This is a genomic window from Bradyrhizobium sp. C9, from assembly GCF_002532045.1.
Classification (GTDB): Bacteria; Pseudomonadota; Alphaproteobacteria; order Rhizobiales; family Xanthobacteraceae; genus Bradyrhizobium.
Genome location: NZ_NWTG01000001.1, coordinates 418,923 through 444,595, shown reverse-complemented (window position 1 = coordinate 444,595; position 25,673 = coordinate 418,923). Strand labels below are relative to the sequence as shown.

The 25,673-nt window shown below is 65.9% G+C and carries 17 protein-coding genes; 2 read left to right on the top strand and 15 right to left on the bottom strand.

What is annotated here, in order from left to right; translation table 11 throughout:
• Window positions 1–22: 22 nt before the first annotated feature.
• The 6 genes from CO675_RS01970 to CO675_RS01945 all read right to left on the bottom strand — a co-directional run bounded on the left by CO675_RS01970 (window position 23) and on the right by CO675_RS01945 (window position 7,227).
• On the bottom strand, window positions 23–1,270 hold the full coding sequence (locus CO675_RS01970; protein ID WP_097670339.1) for a cytochrome c: 1,248 nt from the start codon (window positions 1,268–1,270) through the stop codon (window positions 23–25).
• Window positions 1,267–3,030 carry a GMC family oxidoreductase gene (locus tag CO675_RS01965; RefSeq protein WP_097670338.1) on the bottom strand — a complete coding sequence of 588 codons (1,764 nt, stop codon included), beginning with the start codon at window positions 3,028–3,030 and terminating at the stop codon, window positions 1,267–1,269. Before CO675_RS01965 ends, CO675_RS01970 begins: the two co-directional genes overlap by 4 nt.
• Window positions 3,030–3,809 carry a gluconate 2-dehydrogenase subunit 3 family protein gene (locus CO675_RS01960; RefSeq protein WP_097670337.1) on the bottom strand — a complete coding sequence of 260 codons (780 nt, stop codon included), beginning with the start codon at window positions 3,807–3,809 and terminating at the stop codon, window positions 3,030–3,032. The genes CO675_RS01965 and CO675_RS01960 overlap by 1 nt, the downstream gene beginning before the upstream one ends.
• 11 nt (window positions 3,810–3,820) lie before the next feature.
• Window positions 3,821–4,273, bottom strand: a complete 453-nt coding sequence (locus tag CO675_RS01955; RefSeq protein WP_097670336.1) for a hypothetical protein — start codon at window positions 4,271–4,273, stop codon at window positions 3,821–3,823.
• 17 nt (window positions 4,274–4,290) lie between these two features.
• On the bottom strand, window positions 4,291–5,892 hold the full coding sequence (locus CO675_RS01950; protein WP_097670335.1) for a GMC family oxidoreductase: 1,602 nt from the start codon (window positions 5,890–5,892) through the stop codon (window positions 4,291–4,293).
• Between the two features lie 117 nt (window positions 5,893–6,009).
• Complete coding sequence (locus tag CO675_RS01945) at window positions 6,010–7,227, bottom strand: cytochrome P450 (protein WP_097670334.1); 1,218 nt, start codon at window positions 7,225–7,227, stop codon at window positions 6,010–6,012.
• A 234-nt stretch (window positions 7,228–7,461) separates the two neighbouring features.
• On the opposite strand from CO675_RS01945, the gene CO675_RS01940 reads away from it, so the two are divergent.
• Complete coding sequence (locus CO675_RS01940) at window positions 7,462–9,093, top strand: flavin-containing monooxygenase (RefSeq protein ID WP_097670333.1); 1,632 nt, start codon at window positions 7,462–7,464, stop codon at window positions 9,091–9,093.
• A gap of 257 nt (window positions 9,094–9,350) precedes the next feature.
• Here the strand turns inward: CO675_RS01940 and CO675_RS01935 are convergent, their stop codons facing one another.
• Genes CO675_RS01935 through CO675_RS01905 form a run of 7 tightly spaced genes read right to left on the bottom strand, consistent with a single transcriptional unit; the run spans window position 9,351 to window position 20,589 of the window.
• The gene (locus CO675_RS01935) at window positions 9,351–12,659 is read right to left on the bottom strand and encodes an acetyl-CoA carboxylase family protein (RefSeq protein ID WP_097670867.1); all 3,309 of its coding nucleotides are present in this window, start codon (window positions 12,657–12,659) and stop codon (window positions 9,351–9,353) included.
• Window positions 12,660–12,676: 17 nt separating this feature from the next.
• Window positions 12,677–13,561: an ABC transporter permease gene (locus CO675_RS01930; RefSeq protein WP_097670332.1), complete on the bottom strand. Its 885-nt coding sequence runs from the start codon at window positions 13,559–13,561 to the stop codon at window positions 12,677–12,679.
• Window positions 13,558–14,514, bottom strand: coding sequence for an ABC transporter permease (locus CO675_RS01925; RefSeq protein ID WP_097670331.1), 957 nt, complete (start codon window positions 14,512–14,514; stop codon window positions 13,558–13,560). Before CO675_RS01925 ends, CO675_RS01930 begins: the two co-directional genes overlap by 4 nt.
• Window positions 14,515–14,517: 3 nt before the next feature.
• Window positions 14,518–16,065 (bottom strand): ABC transporter substrate-binding protein, encoded by a 1,548-nt coding sequence (locus CO675_RS01920; RefSeq protein ID WP_097670330.1) that lies wholly within the window; start codon window positions 16,063–16,065, stop codon window positions 14,518–14,520.
• The gene (locus CO675_RS01915; protein WP_097670329.1) at window positions 16,062–17,084 is read right to left on the bottom strand and encodes an ABC transporter ATP-binding protein; all 1,023 of its coding nucleotides are present in this window, start codon (window positions 17,082–17,084) and stop codon (window positions 16,062–16,064) included. The genes CO675_RS01920 and CO675_RS01915 overlap by 4 nt, the downstream gene beginning before the upstream one ends.
• Window positions 17,081–18,157, bottom strand: a complete 1,077-nt coding sequence (locus tag CO675_RS01910) for an ABC transporter ATP-binding protein (RefSeq protein ID WP_097670328.1) — start codon at window positions 18,155–18,157, stop codon at window positions 17,081–17,083. Before CO675_RS01910 ends, CO675_RS01915 begins: the two co-directional genes overlap by 4 nt.
• Window positions 18,157–20,589 carry a CaiB/BaiF CoA transferase family protein gene (locus tag CO675_RS01905; protein ID WP_097670327.1) on the bottom strand — a complete coding sequence of 811 codons (2,433 nt, stop codon included), beginning with the start codon at window positions 20,587–20,589 and terminating at the stop codon, window positions 18,157–18,159. Before CO675_RS01905 ends, CO675_RS01910 begins: the two co-directional genes overlap by 1 nt.
• Window positions 20,590–20,833: 244 nt before the next feature.
• Between CO675_RS01905 and CO675_RS01900 the strand changes: the two genes are divergently transcribed.
• The gene (locus CO675_RS01900) at window positions 20,834–22,048 is read left to right on the top strand and encodes a mandelate racemase/muconate lactonizing enzyme family protein (RefSeq protein WP_097670326.1); all 1,215 of its coding nucleotides are present in this window, start codon (window positions 20,834–20,836) and stop codon (window positions 22,046–22,048) included.
• Between the two features lie 194 nt (window positions 22,049–22,242).
• Here the strand turns inward: CO675_RS01900 and CO675_RS01895 are convergent, their stop codons facing one another.
• Window positions 22,243–23,475 (bottom strand): ABC transporter substrate-binding protein, encoded by a 1,233-nt coding sequence (locus CO675_RS01895; protein WP_097670866.1) that lies wholly within the window; start codon window positions 23,473–23,475, stop codon window positions 22,243–22,245.
• 158 nt (window positions 23,476–23,633) lie between these two features.
• Window positions 23,634–25,673: a hydantoinase/oxoprolinase family protein gene (locus CO675_RS01890; RefSeq protein WP_097670325.1), complete on the bottom strand. Its 2,040-nt coding sequence runs from the start codon at window positions 25,671–25,673 to the stop codon at window positions 23,634–23,636.

Genomic DNA, 25,673 nt, shown 5'->3' with positions numbered 1-25,673 from the left:
TACGCCCGGGCCTGCGACGGCGTCAGTCCCCCGCCGCTGCACCGGTGATCCGCGCCCGCCGGGCCTTGACGGTCTCCTCCGTCACCGGTGCGGCCGCGTTGCCCCAGGAATTGCGGACATAGGTGACGACGGCGGCGACCTGGCTGTCGGTCAGGCGATAGCCAAGCGACGGCATTGCCGGCGAGGTCGGGAAGCCGTCGGTCGCCGCTGCCCGGCCGCCAGCGATGATGATCCGGATCAGCGTTGCGGGATCCTGTTGGATCGCAACCGCACTGCCGGCGAGCTTCGGAAACAGATGCGCGACGCCCTCACCGTTTCGTACATGGCAGGCCGCGCAGGTGTCGACATAGATCGCTTCCCCCGCCTGCATGCGCGGATTGGCGGCCGCCAGCGGCGTCGATGTCGGCGCGCTCGCCGCGCCGCGCTGCTTGAGGTACACGGCGATCGCCTTCAAATCCGATGTCGGCATCTTGGAGGTCGAATTCTCGACCACATCCTTCATCGGCCCGCTGGCGAGGCTGAAGCCGTTCTGGCCGGTCTTCAGGTATTGCACGATGTCTTCGACCGACCATTTGCCGAGACCGACCCGCGGATCATCGGTGATGTTCGGCGCGGTCCAATTGTCGATCTGGTTGCCCTCCAGATATTTGTCGTTGCGGCTGGCGCCGAACGCGTTGAACGGCGTGTGGCAGGCGCCGCAATGGCCGAGACCTTCGGCCAGATAGGCACCGCGGTTGAACTCGGCCGAGCGCGCCGGATCCGGCTTGAATGCGCCTGATGTGAAGAACAGCGCATTCCAGCCCTTCATCAAGAGGCGAACGTTGAACGGAAACGGCAGGGTGTCGCGATCGACCCGGTTCTCGACCGGCTGCAACGTCCGCAGATAGGCGTAGATCGCGTCGAGATCGCCGCGCTCGACCTTGGTGTAGTAGGGATACGGGAACGCCGGGTAGAGATGACTGCCGTCGGGACGCCGGCCCTCCTGCATCGCGCGCGCGAAATCATCGGCCGACCAGCTTCCGATGCCGGTGGTGTTGTCGGCCGTGATGTTCGGCGCCATGATCTCGCCGAACGGCGTCTGCAGCGCGAGCCCGCCGGCGAACGGCTGTCCGCGCGGGGCGGTGTGGCAGGCGACGCAGTCACCCGCGATGGTTAGCGCCTTGCCGCGCGCGATGTCGACATAATTATCCGGACCGGCGGCCGCACCGCCGGCGCCGAACAGCGGCAGCAGCAGGATCAGGTGACGCAGCCGCAGCGCCATTCCGCTCATCGCGGCACCAGCGCGCCCGGCGACTTCAGATATCTGAAGATCGCCTCCAGGCTCCAATAGGTCAGCGCACCGACCGTACCGGTCGGGTTGTAGCCGGCGTTCTGCGGGAAGGCGGACGCGCCCATCACGAACACATTCGGAACGTCCCAGGACTGCAGGTAGCGATTGAGCACGCTGGTGTTGGGATCGGATCCCATCACCGCGCCGCCGGTGTTGTGCGTGGTCTGGTAGGGCACCACCGACCACGGCACGCCGAGACGGCTGAGCCTGGTGCTGTTGGCGCCCATCGCCTTGGCAATCTCCTGGCAGCGCTCGGCCATCCAGTTCGCCATCTTCTGCTCGTTCGGCTGGTAGTCGAACGTCATCCGCATCAACGGCCGCCCGAGCGGATCCTTGTAGGTCGGATCGAGGTCGAGATAGTTGTTGCGATAACTCATGACGCTGCCTTGCGCGCCGACATAGGTCACGCGCTGATAGGTGTCCTTGACGGCCTTCTTCCAGGCACTGCCCCATGCCGGCGTTCCCGGCGGGACCGGGTGGTAGCGGATCGGCCGGCCGTTGGTGTGGGCCGAGGTGATCGACGCGCCGCCGACGAAGCCATGCGGGCCGTGATCGAAATTGTCGCTGTTGTAGTCGTCGAGCGCGACGCCGAGCGAGCCTGCCGCCGCGAACGGATTGAACTTCGCATCCTCGAAAAAGGCGGAGGCGCCGGAGCCGGTCTGATAGGCGTAGTTGCGCCCGACGACGCCCTCGCCGGTTGCCGGGTCATACGGCTTGCCGATGCCGGACAGCAGCAGCAGGCGGACGTTGAACAGGCTGAAGGCGCAGACCAGCACGAGATCGCCGAGCTGCTCGCACTCCTCGCCGCTGGCGTCGACATAGGTCACGCCGGTCGCCATCTTGCCGTCGGCGCTGAGATTGACCTTGGTCACCTCGCAGTCGGTGCGGGCCTCGAAGCTCGGCTCGCGCACCAGTGCGGGCAGCACGCAGGTCTGCGGCGACGATTTCGAGTAATTGGCGCAGCCGAACCATTCGCAGAAACCGCAATAGGTGCACGGCGCCATGCTGCAGCCATATGGGTTGGTGTAGGCCGCCGAGATATTCCCCGACGGCCGCGGAAACGGATGCAGGCCCATATCGGTCGCGGCCTTGGTGAACAGCGACTGCGCGTAGCCCTGCTTCAGCGGCGGCGTCGGGTATTCACGCGCACGGGCGCCCTCGAACGGATTGCCGCCGGGCTGGATCTTGCCCTTGATGTTGCCGGCCTTTCCGGAGATTCCCGCGACCTGCTCGAAGCGGTCGTAATGCGGCTCCAGCTCGTCATAGCTGACCGGCCAGTCCTGGATCTGGTTGCCCTCCGGCATGATGCCCGCGCCGTAGCGCTCGATCATGTGGCTGCGGATGCGGAAGTCGTCCGGCAGGAAGCGCCAGGTCTGGCCGTTCCAGTGCAGCCCGGCGCCGCCGACGCCATTGCCCGGCAGGAAGCTGCCCCATTTGCGGATCGGCAGCGCCGTCTGCGACGGGTTGTTGCGCATCGTCAGCGTTTCCTGCTTCGGACGCAGGAAGATGTCGTGACGCACCGCATAGCGCAGCTCGTCGGGCGCGGTGCCGATGTTGAAGTCGCTGGCGGTGTCGCGCCACGGCCCGCGCTCCAGCGCGACGACATCGAGCCCGAGACGCGCCAGTTCATAGGCGACGATCGAGCCGGTCCAGCCAAGCCCGACGATGACGACATCCCTGCGCGGAAGACGGCGGGCCATCAGCGCTCTCCCCAGGCCGGGCGACCCTGCATGCTGACCGGTGGCAAGGTGTAGGCCTGGTTGGGCCGGTCGATGACGTCGCGGAAATCGTAACGCACGCCGGGGAAGCCGACGAGCTTCCAGCCGACCATGTCGCGGTTGCCGCCATAGATCGGATCGGCGAAGAAGCCCTCGACCGTGTTGGTGTAGATCGCGGTGAACAGCATCTTGCCGGAGAAGTTCGGTAGCTGGACCTCGCCCTTCTCGAGCCCGGCGATCAACTTGTCCTGCTCGCCGGCATTGAGCTCGACAAAGCCGCGGTTGAAGGTCGCCTTGCAGTAGGCCTCCAGTGCGGCAATGCCGCTCCGATATTGCTGCCTGGGCGTCAGCTCCGATTGCAATCCCTGCGACGGCAGCGGGTTCTTCGAGAACGGGCCTTCCATGTAGAGCCAATCGTGTCCGCCATAAGGACCAGTGAGCTGGCGATCGATGAACGTCGTCACATCAGCCTGTTTGGCGCCGGGACCCAGCTCATCCGCCGGGATCAGACGCTCGGCAAAGGCCTCGACGACGGCGGCTTCACGCGCCGTGAAGAACAGATAGCCGCCCGGCACGACCGGGGTGACCGGATAGGCCTCGTTGGGCCGCCATGGCAGCACCTTGGTGACCACCCGCGCGCTGACGCCTTTGCTGGTGACGAGGAGGGCCGCGGTCGCGAGCAAGAACGCGCGGCGCGTCGCACCGGGCCCGGTGCCTTGACGGAATGCTGTGCTTCCACGGCTGCGATCAGTTGGCCCCACGCTCTCTCCCCTCAACGCGAGGCCCCGCGCAGCGTGCCGCCGCGCGCCCTGACCGGATCGAGCAGCGACCAGTCGCCGTCCGGCAGCACATGGCCCTTCGGGAACGGCGCGCGCAGCTCGAGCCCGAGCGAGCGCAGCACGCGGTCGTCGCGGTAGTAGCACTGCAGCACGACGCGGACGAGCGTGGCCGCAGCTGCGCCGCCACGCTTGCGAAACTCCAGCGCCACCGCATCGCGCCCGGCCTCGTCGAGCTCGGCGAGCGGCTTGCCCGCAAGCTGCGCCAGATGATCCAGCGCCTGCGCGACAAGCGCGGTGTCCCGGCCGAGCGTTGCCAGCATGTCGGCCTGGATCACGGCATCATCGGCTCCCGGCACCTTGTACTCGAGGCTTTCGGGAACGATCATCGCGGCGACGGTGCGGAGATCGGCGCGCTGGACTGCGGTCAGTTGTTTGCTATCGGACATGTCGGTCTCTGGCGATCTCAGTCGAACAGGTTGGCGAGGCGCTGCTTCATCTGGTCGGCGATGTAGAGCGCGAGGGCCTGGATGGTGGAGGTCGGGTTGACGCCACCCGAGGTGACGAAGATGCTGCCGTCGACGATGAACAGGTTCTTCACGTCGTGCGAGCGGCCCCATTCGTTGACCACGGAGCGTGCCGGATCGGTCCCCATCCGCGCGGTGCCGAGCAGATGCCAGCCGCCCCAGGGAATCGGATCGTTGATGCAGATGTCGGTGGCGCCGGCGGCCTCGAGAATCTCCCGGCCGCGCGCCAGGCCGTGGTCCATCATCTTCCGGCTGTTGGCGCTGATCGTGTAGTCGATCTTCGGCGCCGGGATACCGTGGCTGTCCTTCAGGACCGGATCGAGCGTGACGCGGTTGTGCTCCTCCGGCAGATCCTCGCAGATCGCCGACATCGCGAGGCGATGACCGTTGAGCTTGCGGAACACGCGGTGATGATCCTTGCCCCAGGGCAGGATGCCCTTCTGCTCGCTCGCAACCGCCTCGAACACCGGTCCGGCGCCGCGGCCGAACTGGATGCCGTAGCCGCGGACGAAGCCGCGCGACAGGTCCGTGTCGTAGAACTCCTTGCTCCACAGGCAGGTCGGCGGCGCGCGGTTGCTGTCGGTCGGCTCCTTCACGTAGCCGTAGACCTGCGCGTAGGGGTGGAACATCAGGTTCTTGCCGACCAGGCCGGATGAATTGGCGAGGCCGTTCGGGAATCTTCCCGACACCGAGTTGAGCAGCAGCCGCGGCGTGCCGACGCCGTTGCAGGCGATGATGACGACCTCGGCGGGCTGGAATTGCTCGACGCCGTCCTTGTCGTAATAGACGACGCCGGAGGCCATGCCCTGCTCGTTGGTCAGGATCTCGCGCACCCGGCAATGGGTCTTGAGCTCGACCCCGGCGCGGATCGCGTGCGGCCAGTAGGTGATGTCGGTCGAGGCCTTGGCGCCCTGGGCGCAGGCCGGCGTGCAGTGGCCAAGATTGATGCAGCGGGCCCTGCCCTCGTAATCCGTCGTCGCCACGGTCGTGTCCGACGGCCACCAGTGCCACCCGAGCTCGTTCATGGCCTTGCCGATCAGCGGGCCTGACAGCCCGAGCGGCTGCTGCGGCATCGGCGGATGGCTGAGCGGCGACAGCGGATCGCCCGACAGGCCCGAGACGCCCATCATGCGATCGTTCTCCTCGAAGAACGGCGTCAGCGCGTCGTAATCGATCGGCCAGTCGTCGGCGACGCCGTCGAGCGTCTTCACCTTGAAGTCGGACGGATGCAGCCGCGGCCAGTGCGCGGTGTACATCACGGTCGAGCCGCCGACGGCGTTGAAATTGACGACCTTGATCGGCGAATTGTCGTCATTGATCGGGTAGTCTTCCGGCCGCTTGCGGACGTTGGGGCTGGACGACCACTCGCCGTAGAATTTCGCCTCCCAGTCGCGGCCGGTGCTCGGATATTCGGCAGGGTTCATCCAGCCACCCTGATCGAGGCAGAGGATATGCATCTTGGTGTCGGCGAGGCTCCAGGCTATCGCGGCACCGGAGGCGCCGGCGCCGATGATCAGGACGTCAACGGGATCGTTCTTCATTCTTGTTTCCTGGCGATTCTCCCGTCATTGCGAGCGAAGCGAAGCAATCCATCCTCCCCGCGTTGCGAGGTGGATTGCTTCGTCGCTTCACTCCTCGCGATGACGGCGTGGGCTGGCTCAATTGACGATTCTCACCGGCAAGCTTCGTATACCGCGGATGAAATTGGAATAGAGCCTTTGCGGCGGGCCCATCATCTCAAAACGCAGATCGCGCGCCAGAACTTCCTCCCAGAGGATGCGCAATTGCTGCTCGGCGAGGCGGTCGCCGACGCAGCGGTGGATGCCGGCGCCGAAGGCAAGATGCTGGCGCGGCTTGGCGCGGTCGACGATGAATTCATCGGCCCGCTCGATCTTGTCCTCGTCGCGATTGCCGGAGATGTACCACATCACCACCTTGTCGCCCTTCCGGATCTGGCGGCCGGCGAGCTCGACATCGTGGCGCGCGGTGCGGCGCATGTGCAGCACCGGCGTATGGTAGCGGATGGTCTCGGAGACCAGGTTCGGGATCAGCTCCGGCCTCGCGCGGACCAGCTCGAACTGCTCGGGGTTCTCACACAGCGCCATCAGCCCGGCAGACATCGAGTTGCGCGTGGTGTCGTTGCCGCCGACGATCAGAAGCGCCAGCGTGCCGAGGAATTCGCGCGGTTGCAGGTTTCGCGTCGCCTCCGAATGCACCAGCATCGAGATCAGGTCGAAGGTGGGCGGCGCGTCGGCGCGCGCATCCCATAATCTGCGAAAATACTCGCCCATCTTGACCATCTCCTCGAAACGCTCGTGCTCCGAATGCACGACAGCGTCGGGCGATTCAACGTTGGCGATCGCGACATCGGACCACCAGGTCAGCTTCATGCGATCTTCCCAGGGAAAATCGAACAAGGTCGCCAGCATCATATTGGTGAGATTGGTCGAGACCAGCTCGACCCAGTCGAACGTCTCGTTGCGCGGCAGCGCGTCGAGCACAGCCGAGGTGCGCTTGCGTATCAGCGGCTCGAAATTGGCGAGGTTGGACGGCGCCACGATGGGGGCCACCGTGCGGCGCTGCGCCGTATGGCCCGGCGGATCCATCCTGATGAAATTTGCGAGTTCCTGGCCCTTGAGCTGATCGATCACCTGAATGCCGCCGATTTCCGACGAATAGTTGTCGTGATCCAGCTCGACCGCAAAAATGTCGTCGTACCGCGTCACCGACCAGTACGGGCCGTAGGCGGAGGCCTCGCAATGATGCACGGGGTCGTCGCGGCGGAGCTGCGCGAACAGCGGACGCCAGGTATCATCCTGGTAGAGCTTGGGATCACCGACATTGATCGACGTCGGCCTGCGCAGCGCCTCTCCCATCGCTTCACTCCCACTGGTTCCGTCGCCGCTTGGCGGGCGATCGTCTTGTCGGGCCGACGATAGAGGAAATCCCGCGGCCGAGTAAAGCCGCGGAACGAACGGTCCGCCGCGCGGAATGCGCACGGGCTGGCGCACCCTGCAAATCGCGATGGCTGCCCCGCTGTTCGATGTTTGTCGGCGGCAGGAAGACCGGTTAGCCTTGGCGGCAATCAACCAATCGGGGAGCAACGACAGGTGGCCGCATCGCGCCGGGACGACAGCCAGTCGGCTGCGCTGGACTACGACGTCATCATCATCGGCGCCGGCTTGTCCGGCATGTACCAGCTTTACCGGCTGCGCGAGCTTGGGCTGAAGACGCGGGTATTCGAGGCCGGCACCGGCGTCGGCGGCACCTGGTACTGGAACCGCTATCCCGGCGCGCGCTTCGATTCCGAAAGCTATTCCTACGGCTACTCGTTCTCGAAGGAGCTGCTCGAGGAATGGGAATGGTCGGAGCATTTCGCCGGCCAGCCCGAGACCCTGCGCTACTGCAACTATGTCGCCGACAAGTTCGATCTGCGCCGCGACATCCAGTTCGAGAGCCGCGTCACGTCGGCGATCTACCAGGACGAGACGCGAAGCTGGCTGGTCACGCTGGAGAGCGGCGCACGCCACACGTGCCGTTTCCTGATCACGGCGATCGGGCCGCTGTCGACGCCGACCCTGCCGCGCATCGAGGGCCGCGACGAATTCAAGGGCCAATCCTTCCACACCGCGCGCTGGCCCAAGCAGAAGGTGGATTTCGCCGGCAAGCGCGTCGCCGTGATCGGCACCGGCGCGACCGGCATCCAGACCATCCAGACCATCGCCGGCGAGGTCGGCCACCTCACCGTGTTCCAGCGCACCGCCAACTGGGCCGCGCCGCTGCACAACGGCAAGATCGACGCCGAGACGCAAGGCAAGATCAAGGCCGGCTATCCCGAGATCTTTGCGCGCTGCAAGGAGACCTTCGCCTGCTTCGTGCATACGCCCGATCCGCGCGGCGCGTTCGAGGTGAGCGATGCCGAGCGCGAGGCGTTCTACGAGAAGCTCTATGGCGAGCGCGGCTTCGGCATCTGGCAGGGCAACTTCAGGGACATCCTGATTGACCGCAAGGCAAATGCGACGATCAGCGACTTCGTCGCGCGCAAGATCCGTGAGCGCGTGAAGAACCCGCAGGTTGCCGAGATGCTGATCCCGACAAACCACGGCTTCGGCACACGGCGGCTGCCGCTCGAGACCTTCTATTACGAGGTCTACAACCGCGACAATGTCGAGCTGGTCGATCTGAAGGCGACGCCGATCGAAAGGATCACGCCCGAGGGCATCCGCACCAGCGACAGGGACTACGCCTTCGACATCATCATCTATGCCACCGGCTTCGATGCCATCACCGGCAGCTTCGACAAGATCGATTTTCGCGGCGCGCACGGCGCAAGGCTGAAGGAAAAATGGACGCACGGCCCGGAAACCTATCTCGGGCTGATGGTCGACGGCTTCCCCAACATGATGATGCTGATGGGCCCGCACACCGCGCTCGGCAACATTCCGCGCAGCATCGAATACAGCGTCGACTGGGTCACCGGCCTGATTCGGTTTGCCCAGGAGAGAGGCCTGACCTTCCTCGACGCCACCCCCGAAGGCACCGCCGGCTGGACCGATCACGTCAAGGCGCTCGGGGTCGGGCTGCTCTCCAACGAGGTCGATTCCTGGATGACCGGCATCAACCGCAACGTCGAAGGCAAGCAGACCCGCATCGTCGCCCGCTACAGCGGCAGCGCCCCGGCGTACCGGGCGCGGTGCGACGGGGTGGCGGCGCGGGGATATACGGAGTTGAATTTGGCTTAACTCTCGCAGCGACGCGAGGCGCCCGCCCACCCACCCACCGCCGTCGTCCTGGCGAAGGCCAGGACCCATAACCACCGCATTCAGCGATGTACGGGATCGTGGCCCCAGCAACGCACAACAATGGAGATTTGGGGTAATGGGTCCTGGCTTTCGCCAGGACGACGATGAGATGTAGGGCGGGTTAGCCGAAGGCGTAACCCGCCGACTGCGTGTCGCGAGATTGGTGGGTTGAGCTTCGCTAACCCACCCTACGCGCCCTACCACGCATCAATACACGGCCTCTTTCGGTGCGTCCGCGGCTCGACCTTCGGCACCGACCGGAGGCCGGCCATGATCCAGTGCCGCGTGTCGGCGGGATCGATCACCTCGTCGATCTCCAGCACCGAGGCGATCGAGACCGCCTTGCCGTTGGCGTAGAGCTCGGCGACCTTGGTCTGGAAATACTTCTCGCGCTCGACCGGGTCTTCGATCGCCTCCATCTCCTTGCGGAAGCCGAGGCGGACATAGCCTTCGAGGCCCATGCCGCCGAATTCGCCGGTCGGCCATGCCACCGTGAAGAACGAGGCGTGGAACCCGCCGCCGATCATCGATTGCGCGCCAAGACCATAGCCCTTGCGCAGCACGACGCCGAACAGCGGCACCGTGATGCTGGCGCCGGTGACGAACATCCGCGCGACGTGGCGCACGATCGCGGTCTTCTCGGCCTCGGGGCCGACCATGAAGCCCGGCGTGTCGCACAGCGAGACGATCGGGATGTCGAAGGCATCGCACAGCTGCATGAAGCGCGCGGCCTTGTCGCCGGCCGCGGCATCGATCGCGCCGCCGAGATGCTTTGGGTTGTTGGCGATCAGGCCGAACGGCTTGCCCTCGATGCGGATGAAGGCCGTGATCATGCCGACGCCGAAATCGCGCCGGATCTCCAGCACCGAGCCTTCGTCGGCCATCAGGTCGATCACATTGCGGATGTCATACACCCGCAGGCGATTTTCCGGGATCGCCCGGCGCAGCAGCCGCTGGTCCGGCGCCTTCCAGTCGGCCACCGCGCCCTGGAAGTAGGACAGATATTTCTGCGCGACCGCGGTCGCCTCTTCCTCGTCCTCGACCAGGATGTCGATCACGCCGTTCGGCGACTGGAACGTAACAGGACCGACCTCGGCCGGATGATAGACGCCGAGCCCGCCGCCCTCGATCATCGCCGGACCACCCATGCCGATCGAGGCGTTTTTCGTCGCGATGATGACGTCGCAGACGCCGAGCATCGCGGCATTGCCGGCGAAGCAATAGCCCGAGACCACGCCGACCACGGGCACCAGCCCCGACAGCTTGGCGAACTGAACGAAGGACGGGCCGTCGAGGCCGGTCATGCCGAGCCGGTCGGTATCGCCGGGCCGGCCACCGCCGCCCTCGGCAAAGAACACAAGCGGCATGCGCCACTGCTCGGCGAGGCCGAGCATGCGGTCGATCTTCTTGTGGTTCATGTGCCCTTGGGTGCCGGCCAGCACCGTGTAGTCGTAGGAGATCACCATGCAGCGCGCGCCATCGGCGCCAAAGTCCCTGGCGTTGACGGTGGCGACGCCCGCGATCAGGCCGTCGGCAGGCGTGTTCTTGATGAGATCCTCGACCTTGCGGCGGCGGCGCTGGGCCGCGATCGCAAGCGAGCCGTATTCGACGAACGAACCCTCATCGACCAGCTGCGCGATGTTCTCGCGCGCGGTGCGCTGGTTGGTCTTGCGGCGGCGCTCGACCGAGGCCGGGCGGTTCTCATCCAGCGTGATCGCCTTGCGCGCGATCAACTCGCCCAAATCAGGACGGATGTGATCGAGATCGATCGCAGCTTCTTCCGCCGCGGTATGGCCGTCGACCTCGGCCGGCTCGAGAAACAGAATCGGCTCGCCATGCATCAGGGTGACACCGGGACCGCCCGCGATCTTCGTCACCCGGCCGCCATGCGGCGCGGTGACCAGATGCTCCATCTTCATCGATTCCAGCACCGCGATCTGCTGGCCGGGACGAACCAGATCACCCTCCGTGACCTCGATCGCCACGATGGTGCCCTGCAACGGCGCGGGCACCGGGAGCGATCCCTCCGGCGCCGCCTCGGTTGCGACGGCCTTGGTCGTGGCCGTCTCGCTCACCTCGAGCAGCGGCGCGGCGTGCTCTCTCGCGGCGCCGACCAGCGCCGCCACGTGGGTATCGATGAAGTTGGTGCTGATCTTGTTCCGCCCAAAACTCTGATGCGCCAGGATCGCACCGAGGAACGGGATGTTGGTAGCAACGCCGCCGATGCGGAATTCACGCAAGGTGCGTGCCGCCTTGTGCACCACATCGGTCCACTTCGGGCTCGGCGAATGCACGATGACTTTCGCCAGCAGCGAGTCGAACGCGGCGCTGGTCCGGTAGCCGGAATAGCCGAACGTATCGACGCGAACGCCGGGGCCGGACGGCAGGTCGAACACACTGAGCGTGCCGCCGGTCGGCTTCGTCACGCCCTTCTCGTCCATCACCTCCATGTTGACGCGCAGCTGCATGGCATAGCCGCGCGGCAGCGGCACGGCTGATTGCGCCAGCCCGAGCGACGCGAGCGTCGCGCCGGCCGCGATCGCAAGCTGCGAACGCACGAGGTCGATACCGAGCACCGCCTCGGTCACAGTGTGCTCCACCTGGAGCCGCGGATTGGCCTCGATGAAGGCGAAGGCGCCTTCGCCCTTGCTTTCATCCGCCTCGTCGTCAACCAGGAATTCGAAGGTGCCGAGGTTGTCGTAGCGCGCGGCGGAGGCGAGCTGCTTTGCCGCCTCGATGATGCGCGCGCGCAAACCATCGCTCAGCGACGGGCTCGGCGCCACCTCGATCAGTTTCTGATTGCGGCGCTGAATGGTGCATTCGCGCTCCCAGAGATGGCTGATCGCACCATGACGATCGCCGATGATCTGCACCTCGATATGGCGCGCCTTGCGGATCAGCCGCTCGACATAGACGGCGTCATTGCCGAACGCCGCCCTGGCCTCCGACTGGCAGCGCGCATAAGCTTCATCGAGCTTCGCCGCGTCCTCGACCACGCGCATGCCGCGCCCGCCGCCGCCGGCGATCGCCTTGACCATCACGGCGGCATTGGCGCCGAGCGAGGTGAAGAAGGCCTTTGCCTCGTCGAGCGTCGTTGCGCCCGACGTCCCGGCAATGATCGGCACACCGCACTTTTTAGCCAGCGCCTTTGCCTTGACCTTGTCGCCGAACAGATCGAGCGCCTCCGGCGACGGGCCGACGAAAATGATCTTCTCCTCGGCGCAGCGCCGCGCCAGTTGGGTATTCTCGCTGAGGAAGCCGTAGCCCGGATGCAGCGCGTCGCAACCCGTGGCCTTGGCCGCCGCGATGACCGCCTCGATGTCGAGATACGCCCGCGCGCCACGGCCGGGGATCTCGTGGCTCGCGTCGGCGGACCGGACATGCAGCGAGGCCGCATCGTCGGCCGGATAGATCGCGACGGTCGCGATGCCGCTCTCGGCCGCGGCGCGGGCAATGCGGATCGCGATCTCACCGCGGTTGGCAATCAGCAATTTCTTGAACGACATGATCATTCCACCAAAAGTCAGCGATCCTTCATGGTCGGATCGAGCACGACACGCAAGGATTCCCCGAGCGCATTGAACGCCAGGGAGACGACGAGAATGGCAAGGCCCGGCGCGTACATCTGCTCCGGAGCGATTTCCATATATTGATAGGCGCGTGCCAGCATGGCGCCCCAGCTCGGGTCCGGCGGCTGGATGCCGAGGCCGAGGAACGACAGGCTGGCCTCCGCCAGCAGCGCCGCGGCGAGCAGCAAGGTCACCTGCACGATGACCGGCTGCAGCGTGTTCGGCAGCACATGGCGCCACAGCACGTGCCATGTCGGCGCGCCAAAGCCCCTCGAGGCGTCGACATAGAGCTCCTGCCGCACGATCAGCGTGCGGGCGCGCACGATGCGCGCCAGTGCCGGAAACATCGTGATGCCGATCGCGATCATGCCGTTGGTCAGCCCGATGCCAAGCGCGCCGGTGACGGCGATCGCGAGCACGATGGCGGGGAACGACAGGAAGGTGTCGATGATGCGGCTGATGACGTCGTCGATCCAGCCGCCAAAATAGCCGGCGATCAGGCCGACCGGCAGCCCGATCAGGACCGCGACGCCCACTGCAAGCAGGCTGGCATAGACGGTCGCCGGCGCGCCGTAGATCAGGCGGGAGAAGATGTCGCGACCGAGATCGTCGGTGCCGAGCAGATGCAGCGGGCCCGGCGGCGCCAGCATGTTGTTGACGTCCTGCGCGGTCGGCGCATAGGGCGCAATCCAGGGTGCGCCGATTGCGACGACGACCAGCACCGCCAGCACCAGGATCGACAGCGCCGCACGGAGATCGCCGGCAAGCCAGCGCAGGAAACGCCGCAGCCGGGTCGGCTTTGCGGGCACCTTGAGCGGAGCGAGCGCGGTGTCGGTCATTGCTCGATCCTCGGATCGACCGCGGCACACAGCAGGTCGGTAATCAGATTGACCGCGATCACGACGACCACCATGGTGAAGACGACGCCTTGCACGATCGGGAAATCGCGCTGGATCGCGCCGCGCACGATCAGGCTGCCGAGGCCGGGAATTGCGAACACCGCCTCGATCACGACCGTCGCCGCCAGCATGCGGTTGACCAGCAGGCTGATGATGGTGAGCAGATTGACGCCGACGTTCTTCAGGCCGTGCTGCCAGAGGATGCGGGACATCGACAGTCCCTTGGCGTGCAGCGTGCGGACATATTGCGAGGACAGCACTTCCAGCAAGGCGCCGCGCAGCTGGCGCGCCACCTCGGCCATACCATAGGCCGCGATCGCGACGGCCGGCAGCAGCGCGTGCCGGATCGCATCGATCGGCGAGACGCTGAAGGATTTTGCGCCGGTCGCCGGCAGCCAGTTCAGCTTCAGCGAGAATTCCGCGACCAGGATCATCGCCAGCCAGAAGCCGGGCACCGCGACGCCGAGCGAGGCGATCATGCTGATCAGCTTGTCGACCCAGCCGTTCGGCTTGATCGCAGCGATTACGCCCATCGGAATGCCGGTGACGAGTGCCAGCACCAGCGCGATCACGACGATCAAGAGCGTGTTCGGGAAGGCTCGGCCGATTGAGACCGCGACCTTCTCGCCGGTCAGAAGCGATTGCGAGAGATCGCCCTGCGCGACATGGCCGAGCCAGGCGCCATATTGCACCAGGAACGGCCGGTCGAGGCCGTAGATCTGCCTGATCTCGGTGATCCGCGCATCGGTCGCGTTGTCGCCCGCCAAGGTCACTGCGATGTCGCCGGGCACCAGCTTGAGCAGCGCAAACACCATGAAGGTCGCGAGCAGGATCACGGGCAGCGCCTGCAACAGGCGGCTACCGATGACCTTGACTGGTGACCGTCGTGCCATCGTTCAGCCTTCGAGCCAGACGTCGTCGTATTTCGGCTTGCCGAGCAGGTTCGGCCGATAGCCCTGCACCTTCTTGTTCATGGCGACCAGCTCGAACTGGAACGCCAGCGGCACAACGAGGGCGTTCTCCATCACCAGCCGTTGCACCGTGGCGAAGGCCTTGCGCCTGACCTCGATGTCCTCCGACGCACGCGAGTCCTTGATCGCGGCTTCGAGCGCGGTCGGTACCGGCGCACGGCCGCCATTGTAATAGGCGTCCTTGGTGAACATCAGCGAATAGGTCAGGCTTGGGTCCGGCCGTCCGGTCCAGGCCGAGAGCAATCCGGCCCCCCTCTTCTCCGGACCGAAGAATGCCGCAGAGGCTTCCGCAACCGTGCCGTTGACGAACTTCACGTTGATGCCGGCCTTGCGCAACTGCTCGATCAGGATCTCCTCGCGCTGTACCGAATCCTGATCGGTGTAGCCGCCGATCTCGATCGGGGTGCCCTCCTTGAAGCCGGCCTCGGCGAGCAGCTTGCGCGCCTTGTCGGGATCGTAGGGATAGAGCTTTGCGACCTCGGCGTCGTAGGCCCAGTGTGCCTTCGGCAGGTTCATGTAGGCCGGCTCGGCTAGCCCGGCGAGCGCGGCCTTGACGAAGGCCTCGCGATCGATCGCAAAGTTCAGCGCCTGGCGGACCTTGATGTTGTCGAACGGCGGCTTCGCCCAGTTCAGGAAGATCTGGAACACATAGAGCGTCGGGCCGTGCACGACCTTGACGCTCGAGGCGCGCTCGATGATCGCCTTCTGCCGCGGTGGCAATTGATAGATCAGATCGTTCTGCCCCGCGGTGACCGAGCGCGCGCCGGTGGTCAGCTCCGGAATGATCGATATCTCGATCGCGTCGGGATACGGCCGGTCCGGCTTCCAGTATTTCTCGTTGCGCTTGACCACGATCTTCTCGCCGTCGGCCCAGCTGACGAACGCATAGGCGCCGGCGCCGACCGGCTTGCGCGTCACGACGCCGCCATCCGCCGCCTTCAGCGCGGTCGGCGACACCATCATGCCGGCACGATCGGACAGGACGCCCGGCAGCGCCGTATCCGGCGTCTTCAGCTTCAGCGTGACCTGCTGCGGGCCGGTGACCTCGACCGCGTCGACCGAGAGCAGATCCGCCTTGATGTTCGACTTCGCATCGCTCCGGTTGCGATCGAGGTTGAACTTGACGGCTTCCGCGTCGAGCGGCGTACCATCATGGAAGGTGACGCCTGAGCGGATGTTGAGCACCAGCGTGTTCGGATCGGTGAACTTCCAGCTCTCGGCAAGCCCCGGCTTCGGCTTCAGCGTCTCGAACTCCCATTCGGTCAGCGTGTCGTACATCGTGAACAGGAAGGCGTGATCGGAGCCGGCGCCGCCGGTTGCCGGGTCGAGGCTCGACGGATTGGCCGGCGCCGAGATCCGCAGCGTGCCGCCCTTCTTCGGCGCGCCCTGGGCGAATACGCTGCCGCCAAGCGTGGTGCTGGCGAGCGCGCCCGAGATCAGCGCCATCGCTTCGCGTCGTGTCGGCATCGTCATGGCGTCGTCTCCAGTGCGTTAGGCGAAAAGTTCGGGCTATCGGCGAAATGACAGGCCACCCAGTGATCGGGCTTCAGCTCGCGCCACTCCGGTACACGGTCGGTGCAGAGCGGCTGCGCATGCGGACAGCGGGTGCGGAAACGGCAGCCGGACGGCGGATCGATCGGGCTCGGCACCTCGCCCTGCAGCACGATCCGGCTCTCCTGCCGCATCGCCGACGGCAGCGGCCGCGGCTCGGCCGAAAGCAGCGCGATGGTGTAGGGATGCAGCGGCCGCTCGGCGACCTCTTCAGTGGGCCCGAGCTCGACGAACTGGCCGAGATACATCACCGCGACGCGCTCGCTGATATGCGAGACGACGGCAAGATCATGCGTGATGAAGACATAGGTCAGCCCGAGATCGCGCTGCAGATCGGCAAACAGGTTGAGCACGTCGCCACGGATCGACATGTCGAGCGCAGCCACCACCTCGTCGCAGACGATCAGCTTCGGCTTGAGCGTCAGCGCGCGGGCGATCACGACGCGCTGCTTCTGGCCGCCGGAGAGCTGGTGCGGATAGCGTGCGCCGAACTCCTGCGGCAGCCCGACGCGCTCCAATGCCTCCCGCGCCTGCCGCTCGCGCTCAGCGCGGCTGCCGACACGGGCAAGCTCCAGTGGTTCCAGCACCGAGGCCAGGATCGTCATCCGCGGATTCAGCGCGGCATTCGGATCCTGGAAGATGATCTGGTAGTCACGGCGATGGCTCTGGAATTCCCGGCGCGGCAGCGCCAGCGGATCGATGCCGTCATGCAGGATGGCGCCGGCGCTGGGATTGAGCAGAAACACCAGCGCCCGGCCGATCGTGGTCTTGCCCGAGCCGGACTCACCGATGATGCCGAAAGTCTCGCCGCGGCGGACGTCGAAATTGACGCCGTCGACCGCCTTCACGGTGGCGCGGCGATCCGAGGTCTGGAAGCGGACCTGGAGATCGCGTACCGAGACGATGGGCTGGCTGCGCTGTTCAGTGGACGCGGCGGTCATTGCGTCGCGACCTTCGCGGCAGCCGGCGCATCGGGCGGATGCAGCGCGCCCGGCAGATTGAGCTCGGCAAACCGCCAGCAGCGCACCTTGCGGCCGCCGCCGGCGTCCTGCAGCTTCTGATCCGCCTCGCAGCCTTTGGCGGCATGCGCGCAGCGGGCGCGGAAGCGGCAGCCGGCCGGCATCTCCGCGATCGACGGCACCCGGCCCGGGATCGACGGCAATCGGCCGTGGCGCGGGCTCAGATGCGGCAGCGAGCGCAACAGCCCGGACGTATAGGGATGCAGCGGCCGCACCAGCGCCTCGTCGACGGTGGCGTCCTCGATCACCTCGCCGGCATACATCGTGATCATCCGCGTGCAGGTCTCGGCGACGACGCCGAGATCGTGAGTGATCAGCATCAGCGCAGTCTTCGAGGTCTCGCTGATGTCGCGCAGCAGCTCGAGGATCTGCGCCTGCACGGTGACGTCGAGCGCGGTGGTCGGCTCGTCCGCGATCAGAAGCTGCGGTCCGCAGATCAGGCTAGCCGCGATCATCACGCGCTGGCGCATGCCGCCGGAGAGCTGGTGCGGATAGTCGTCGATCCGCCGCTCCGGCGAGGCGATGCCGACGCGGCGCAGCATCTCCAGCGTTCTCGCACGTGCTTCCTCGTAGCTGACATCGCTATGGACGCGCAGCGTCTCCGCGATCTGGTGGCCGACGGTGAAGACGGGATCGAGCGCGCTCATCGGCTCCTGGAAGATCATCGCGATCCGCTTGCCTCTGATGGCGCGCATCTGCCGCGCACTGCAGGAGGCGAGATCGATGCCGTCGAACAGGATCTTGCCGTCGAGCCCGGCAAAGTTGCCCGGCAACAGCCGCAGGATCGACAAGCCGGTGATGGTCTTGCCGCAGCCGCTCTCGCCGACGATGCCGACGCGCTCGCCGGGCGCGATGTCGAAATCGATCCGGCGCGTCGCCTGCCAGATGCCCTGCGTGGTCTTGAAGCGGATGCCGAGCCCGCGCACGGACAGCAGCGGCCGCGCGCCGTCGCGCACAACCTCCGTCCTGCGCTGTGCCGGTGGCCCTGCTGCCATCAGCCCGCCGCCCGTTTCTTCTCTTTCACCAGCTGCTCCTCCATCAGCATCTCGGTGCCGATGATCCCCTCGCGGCTGAGCTCGTCGAGCTCGGCGTCAGAGAGGCCGAGCATGCCGGAAAGGATCTCGCGATTATGCTCGCCGAGCGTCGGCGGCACGGAGCGGATCGGATACGGCGCGTCGCCCTCGCGGAACGGCATCGACGGCTGCGGATGCTTCCCGATGAAAGCGCGGTCGACCTGCTTGATGAAGCCGCGGGCGTGCAGCTGCGGGTCGTCGAGCAGATCGATCGGCAGCCGTGCCACACCGGAGGCAACACCAGCGGATTGCAGCGCGGTCATCGCCGCATCGGCATCGCGGGTCGAAGTCCAGGCCGTGATTGCAGCCTCGATCTCGGCCTCGATGGTGCGGCGGCCCGCGGCAGTCTTGAGCTTTGCGTCGGTTGCCCAATCCGCACGACCGAGCAACCGCGCAAGTTTCGGCCACATCGCGTCATCGGACACCGCGACCACGATCCAGTTGTCCTCGCCATTGCAACGAAAGCAGCCATGCGGCACGAAATCCGGATGGCGGTTGCCATATTTCGCAGGCGGCTTGCCGTCGATCGAATGCGCGACGATCCAGGGCGCCGCGAACGGCATCATGCATTCGATCTGCGCGAGATCGATGAACTGGCCCTGCCCCGTGAGCTTTGCGTGGATCAGCGCAGTCAACACCGCGGCAGCGCCGTTGAGGCCGCCGACGGCGTCGCCGAATGCGGTGTGGCTCATGACCGGTGGTCCGCCGGCAGCGCCCACCACGCTGGGCAGGCCCGAGCCCTGCTCCAGCGTCGAGCCATAGGCGCGGCAGTCGCGATGCATGCTGCCGGCACCGAACGCCGACATCGACATCATCACGAGCTTCGGATTGATCTTGCTCAGCACGTCGTAGCCGAGGCCGAGCTTGGGCAGCACCTCGACCGAATAATTGTCGACCACGAGATCGGCATCGGCGAGCAGACGCTTTGCCAGCGCAAGCCCCTTGGGTCGGGTCAGATCCAGCGTGATGCCGCGCTTGTTGCGGTTCATGATGCAGTAGCGCACCGACTTCTCGTACATCTGCTCCAGCACATAGGCCGGGCGGCGGTCGACGCCGCGCCACCAGTCCGGATACTGCGTCGCCTCGATCTTGATGACGTCGGCGCCGAGATCGGCGAGCGTGCGGGTGCAGATCGGCCCGGCCCAGCCCATCGAGAAATCGACCACGCGGATGCCCTCGAGTGGCAAACGCTTGGTCGGAGAAGGCTTCGGCGCCGGCACACGCGGCGCGGCATCACGCCTCGCCTGCTGCTCGCCGAGATCAGGCACGCGGCCACCGCGGAGCGGCGGCGTTCCCATAAGCCGCTGCATCGTACCGGCGGAAAAGCCGGTCTCGTCGCCGACCGTGATCGGGACGATGGCGCCGCGCGCACGCTTTTCTTCATCGGCGATGAGATCTGCAATCTCCGGCACCGGCACGATCGGGATCTTGCGCTTGAGGCCCTCCGCGAACCATTCCTGCGCGGTACGCTGCTTGAGCTTCGGCAGGATCTTGCCTTCGATCTCGGCGACGCGTTGCAGCCGGTCGACACCCATGACCAGCGTTGGATCGTCGCGCAGATCGGTGAGCCCGAGCATCTCGCAGAACGCACGCCACTGCGCCGGGGTCACCGTGGTGACGCCGAGCCAGCCTTGCCTGGTCTCGTAGATGCCGACCGGAAAGGTCGGCCAGAACCGGTTGACACCGATTCGCCGCATGACGTCGCCGCGCTGGAACGCCTCGAACATGATGTATTCGGTGACGGCGATAGAGGCCTCGAACAGGCTGAGATGGCTTTCGCGCCCGCGCCCGTCCTGCATGCGGCCGAGCACCGACGAGGCGGCTGCGATGAAGCCCCACAGCCCGCCGAGAATCCCGGTCTGGAAATCCGGCGCGTGCGACGGCGGTCCCTGCTCGGGTCCGACCAGCTTCACGAGACCGGTGAGCGCGCGGATCGTGGAGTCGGTGGCAGCGAAATTGGCATAGGGACCACGATCGCCGAACCAGGCGAGGTCGAGATGGATCAGGCCCGGATTGTTCCGCTTGATCGCATCAAGATCGATGCCGGGACAATTGGCCGCATCGATGCCGCGCCCATCGAGCAGGATATCGCAGCCGGCAATCAGCTCATGCAGGCGCGACGCAGCACCCGCGTCGCTTTGGTCGAGCACGACACTCGATTTATTGAAGTTCAGGAACGCAAACCACGCGCTGTGCCCCTGCGGCGTCAGCGGCGCGGTGCGGCGAAGCGGATCGCCCGCCGGTGGCTCGATCTTCTGCACATCGGCGCCGAAATCAGCGAACAGCCGCGCGCAATAGCTCGTCGCCGCCGCACTTCCGATCTCGACTATCCGCAGATGCGACAACGCGCCCATCACGCTTCCTCGCGACAAAATGACCAGCCGATACCATCAACTGATTCAGTTTCTTGTTGCGTGAACTTGAAGCCGCGCCGACTGTGTGATGCAAGTGGAATTTTCTTCCGCTTGACGGAATTCACCGGATTGCTGCAGCACTTTGCAGCAAGCGTGCGCTGACGGTCTGCCGCCGTGCGGTTGACGCATTGCTCGATCCGCTATTGTGCTCTCATCAACATCAACAAACGCCGGGCAGGAAACCATGAGCAAATCCACCACCATCAAAAGCGTCGAGACGCTCGCCTGCGATGCCGGCTGGCGGAATTATCATTTCGTCAAGGTGACGACGTCGGACGGGCTGGTCGGCTGGAGCGAATATGACGAAGGTTTCGGCGCCCCCGGCGTGACCGCCGCGATCGAGCGGCTGTCGGCGCGCGTGGTCGGCAAGAACGCGTTTGAGCACGAGCGGATCTATGTGGAACTGTTCGCCGCGACGCGCCCCGCCGCCGGCGGCGTGGTGGCGCTGGCGTTAGGTGCCATCGAGAACGCCCTGCTCGATGTCAAGGCCAAGGCGCTCGGCGTGCCCTGCTACGATCTGCTGGGCGGCAAGATCCGCGACCGCGTGCGGGTCTATTGGTCGCATTGCGCGACCTGGCGCATCAATCATCCGGACTGGTACAAGCCGGCCATCACCGATCTCGACGGCGTCAAGGCGATCGGCGCCGAGGTGCGCGAGAAGAAGTTCTCGGCGATGAAGACCAACATCTTCGTCTATACCGACGGCAAGCCGCAGGGCTGGCGTCCCGGCTTCGGCGTGCCGTTCCAGCCCGAGATCAACGTCGACCGCACTGTGCTGCGCAATCTCTGCATGCATCTGGAGGCGATCCGCGACGGCGCGGGGCCGGATGTCGACCTGCTGCTCGACCTCAACTTCAACGCCAAGACCGAAGGCTATCTCAAGATCCTGCGCGCCATCGAGAAGATGGACATGTTCTGGGTCGAGATCGACACCTTCAACCCGCAGGCGCTGGGCTATATCCGCCGCCAGAGCCCGCACCCGATCTCGTCCTGCGAGACGCTTTTGGGCCTGCGCGAATTCCTGCCCTATTTCACCGAGCAGGCGATGGACGTCGCGATCATCGACACGCCGTGGAACGGCGTCTGGCAGTCGATGAAGATCGCCGCCGCTGCCGAGCATTTCGAGGTCAACGTCGCGCCGCATAATTTCTACGGCCACCTCTGCACCATGATGAACGCGCATTTCTGCGCCGCGGTGCCGAACCTGCGCATCATGGAGACGGACATCGATCGGCTGGCCTGGGACCACGAGCTGTTCACCCACGTGCCGGAGTTCGTCGATGGCCATCTCGTGATCCCGGATCGCCCGGGCTGGGGCACCGAGCCGAACGAGGAAGGCCTGCGCGCCCATCCGCCGAAGAACAAGGGCGGGCTGCTGAATTACGGGTTGAAGAAGTAGTGATTGCGCACCGCCCTCACCCCATCGTCGTCCCGGCGAAGGCCGGGACCCATAACCACCGCTCAGAGACTATGAACGCGGAAGCGGCCCAAGCGATATGAAACAACAAACGGCTGGGGTAATGGGTCCCGGGCCTTCGCCGGGACGACGCATGACTCCGAGTTGACGGCGCACGACCCGAGTTCATGCGCCGCTCAATTATCTTCCCGCACCGGCGTGAACGCGCTCTCGATCACGTCGCCGATCGGCTGCCAGGCGTTGCCGTCGAACTGCACCAGCCGCATCTGCTTGATCGGGCGAAAATCCTTCGGCCCGGTGTTGATCACGATCCCGGGCAGCGCGATCGGGCTCTGATAGTCCTTCAGCGAGGCGGCCTGCCGCATGATGTTCTCGCGCGACAGGTCGTTGCCGCACTGGCGCAGCACCTGCATCAGCGTGTCGGCGGCGGCATAGCCGAAAACGGCGTAGATGTCGTCCTTGTCGCCGTCGGGGTAGTACTTGTCCATGAAGGCGTCCCACGCCTTGATCTGCGGATCGTTCTTCCAGGAGGCATCGCCGGCATCCTTCAGGAACGAGGTCGAGATCACGCCGAGCGAGTTCTGCAGGCCTGCCGGCCGCAACGCACTGGCGATCGAGGCCGACGCATTGTCGAGGATGAACACCGGGTGCCAGTCGAGGTCCGCGGCAACGCGGATCGCGCGCGCCGCGATCGCCGGTGCGCCGTCGAACACCAGGATGTCGGCGCCGGAGCCTTTCAGGATCCCGATCTGGTTCTGGATCGCGGTCTCCGACGCGTCGAAGGCGAGATCGGCGACGATCATGCCGGCGGTGTCGCCGAGCCCCTCCTGCAACCCCTTGAACAGATCGCGGCCGAACTGATCGTTCTGCCAGAGCACCGCGATCTTGCGTGAGGGATAGGCGGCCTGGATGTAATTGGCGTAGATCCGCCCCTCGGCGCGGAAGGTCGGCTGCCAGCCCATGGTCCAGGGAAAGCTTTTCGGATGCGCCCACTCCTCGTCGCCGGAGGCGACGAACAGCTGCGGGATATTCTTCTCGTTGAGGTACTTCCGCACGGCGAGGTTGCTCGGCGTGCCGAACGAGCCGAACATCAACAACACGTCCTGCTTCTCGACGAGGTCGCGGGTCTGCTCCGTCGCGGTCTTCGGATTGGAGCTGTCATCGACCGAGATGAATTTGACTTTGCGGCCGTTGATGCCGCCATGCTCGTTGACCATGTCGAAATAGGCCGCTTCCGCCCGCCCGATGGTGGCGAACGCGGCGAGCGGCCCGGTGTAGGGCATGACGTTGCCGACACGGATCTCGCTGCCGCTTGCCTCCGGCGTCTGCTGGGCGCGCAACGGCGACGCCGCGAGCATCGCTGCGAGGACAAGGGATATCGAAAGCGCAGTTTGTCTTTTTGTTTGCATCAACATCGCCACAACGCCGGCACCAGCCGGCGCTCCCTCCCAGCGCGCGGAGCTTATCGCCCAAGCCACTGCCGGAAAAATGAAATGTTGATGGCGGAGACGGCCCTGTCTTCACCTCCCCCGCAAGCGGGAGAGGGAGCGCAGTTCCCACGCGGCGATCAGCGCAATGTTATGTCGAGCCAGCCCAGCGGGTTGACCGCGACGCGGTCGCCGCTGTCGACCAGAACCGTGGTCGTTTCGGCCTCGATAACAGCGGGACCGGCCAGCGCATGGCCCGGCTTGAGATCGTCGAGCGCATAGACCGGCACCTCGCGCCAGGCGCCAAACCAGGCCTGCCGCTTGCCGCGCGGCGCGCAGGGTGCGACTGAGGCGGCCTCGCCGACACCGTCGCCGCCGGGCGCCACCTTGCCGACCGCGGCGACACGGGCGTTGACGAACACCACCTCCTGCCCGCGCGAGGCGTAGGTGTAGAGTTCCTCGTGGCGGCGATGGAAGCGCTCCTCGATCTGCGCCACCAGATCCGCGGCGCCGAGGTCGAGGTCGCCGAGCGGCACATCGATCTCGAACACCTGCTCGCCATAGCGCATCTCGGCCGAACGCTCGATCGCGATGTCGCCCTTGAACCAGTCGCGCAGCCGGCCTTCCGCCTGCTCCTCCAGTCCGGCAAACAGTGCCCTCACCTCATTGGCGGAGATCCGGCCGGTGCCGTAATGGGTGCGGCTGACCTCATAGCGCAGATCACTGGTCAGCATGCCCCAGGCCGACAGCACGGAAGCGGCCGTCGGCACGATAATGCGCTTGATCTCGAGCTCGCGCGCGACTTCGGCGGCGTGCATGCCCGCGGCGCCGCCGAAGCTGAGCAGCGCGAATTTGCGGGGATCGACGCCGCGGCGCAAGGTCATCAGGCGGATGCCGTCGGCCATCTTCAGATTGATCATCTTGTAGATGCCGGCGGCTGCCTCGATCCGCGACAGCTCCAGCGCCTCCGCGATGCGGTCGACCGCGGCTTCCGACGCCGCGCGATCGAGCGGCCGCGCACCGCCCATGAAGGCCGCGGCATCGAGATAGCCGAGCACGACATTGGCGTCGGTGACGGTGGCAGCCAGGCCGCCATTGCCGTAGCAGGCCGGGCCCGGCACCGAGCCCGCGCTCTCCGGCCCGACCCGCAAGGTGCGGCTGCCGTCGACACCGGCGATCGAGCCGCCGCCCGCTGCGATGCTGGCGATGTCGAGGCTGCGCAGCGCAATGCGCTGGCCCGCCAGCATGCCGTCGGCCGACAGCGAGGCCTCGCCATCCGCGATCAGCGAGATGTCGGTCGAGGTGCCGCCCATGTCGAACGGCACGAGATCGGGAATCCCGAGCATCTCGGCGCAACGGCGGCTGCCGGAGATGCCGCCGGCCGGTCCCGACAGCACCGTGCCCGCGGCGAGCCGCGAGGCCTCTTCCACCGGCGCCATGCCGCCATGCGACAGCACGACGAACAGCGAGCCCTTGAAGCCGGCTTCATGCAGGCTGCGCTCGAGATTGGTGAGATAGCGCCGCACGGTCGGCGCGACATAGGCGTTCACGATCGTGGTCGAGACGCGCTCATATTCCTTGATCTGCGGCAGCACGTCGCTCGAGCGCGACACGCTGACATCGGGCAGTTCCTTCGCCAGCCGCTCGACCGCGGCAAGCTCGTGCGCCGGGTTGAGATAGGCGTGCAGGAAGCAGACCGCGATCGAGTTCGCGCCGGACCGCTTCACCTCGGCGATGACGTCACCGAGCGCTGTGGCATCGAGCGCAACCGCGGCGCTGCCGTCGGCCTTCAGCCGTTCGCGGACGCCAAAGCGCCGTTCGCGCGGTACCAATGGCTCCGGCGGCGGGGTGCGCAAATCGTAGCGATCCGGCTTGAGCCCCTCACGCATCTCGACGACGTCGCGATGGCCCTTGGTGGTCAGCAGCGCGACTTTGGCGCCCTTGCGCTCCAAGAGCGCGTTGGTCGCAACCGTCGTGCCGTGCACCAGGCGATCGGTCGCCGCGAGCATCGCCGCGCGTGTGACGCCGAGGCGGCGGGCCAGCTCCTCAAGTCCCGCCATGACACCGATCGACTGATCGGCCGGCGTGGACGGTGATTTCGCGAAAACGGTGCGCCCGGTTTGATCCGTCGCAACCAGGTCGGTGTAGGTGCCGCCGACGTCAACTCCAATCGTGTACAT

Bases quoted from the DNA above. Each gene is read 5' to 3' on its own strand.
- CO675_RS01970 (WP_097670339.1), bottom strand. From the start codon at position 1,270: ATGAGCGGAATGGCGCTGCGGCTGCGTCACCTGATCCTGCTGCTGCCG.
- CO675_RS01965 (WP_097670338.1), bottom strand. From the start codon at position 3,030: ATGGCCCGCCGTCTTCCGCGCAGGGATGTCGTCATCGTCGGGCTTGGC.
- CO675_RS01955 (WP_097670336.1), bottom strand. From the start codon at position 4,273: ATGTCCGATAGCAAACAACTGACCGCAGTCCAGCGCGCCGATCTCCGC.
- CO675_RS01950 (WP_097670335.1), bottom strand. From the start codon at position 5,892: ATGAAGAACGATCCCGTTGACGTCCTGATCATCGGCGCCGGCGCCTCC.
- CO675_RS01945 (WP_097670334.1), bottom strand. From the start codon at position 7,227: ATGGGAGAGGCGCTGCGCAGGCCGACGTCGATCAATGTCGGTGATCCC.
- CO675_RS01935 (WP_097670867.1), bottom strand. From the start codon at position 12,659: ATGTCGTTCAAGAAATTGCTGATTGCCAACCGCGGTGAGATCGCGATC.
- CO675_RS01930 (WP_097670332.1), bottom strand. From the start codon at position 13,561: ATGACCGACACCGCGCTCGCTCCGCTCAAGGTGCCCGCAAAGCCGACC.
- CO675_RS01925 (WP_097670331.1), bottom strand. From the start codon at position 14,514: ATGGCACGACGGTCACCAGTCAAGGTCATCGGTAGCCGCCTGTTGCAG.
- CO675_RS01920 (WP_097670330.1), bottom strand. From the start codon at position 16,065: ATGACGATGCCGACACGACGCGAAGCGATGGCGCTGATCTCGGGCGCG.
- CO675_RS01915 (WP_097670329.1), bottom strand. From the start codon at position 17,084: ATGACCGCCGCGTCCACTGAACAGCGCAGCCAGCCCATCGTCTCGGTA.
- CO675_RS01910 (WP_097670328.1), bottom strand. From the start codon at position 18,157: ATGGCAGCAGGGCCACCGGCACAGCGCAGGACGGAGGTTGTGCGCGAC.
- CO675_RS01905 (WP_097670327.1), bottom strand. From the start codon at position 20,589: ATGGGCGCGTTGTCGCATCTGCGGATAGTCGAGATCGGAAGTGCGGCG.
- CO675_RS01900 (WP_097670326.1), top strand. From the start codon at position 20,834: ATGAGCAAATCCACCACCATCAAAAGCGTCGAGACGCTCGCCTGCGAT.
- CO675_RS01895 (WP_097670866.1), bottom strand. From the start codon at position 23,475: ATGCAAACAAAAAGACAAACTGCGCTTTCGATATCCCTTGTCCTCGCA.
- CO675_RS01890 (WP_097670325.1), bottom strand. From the start codon at position 25,673: ATGTACACGATTGGAGTTGACGTCGGCGGCACCTACACCGACCTGGTT.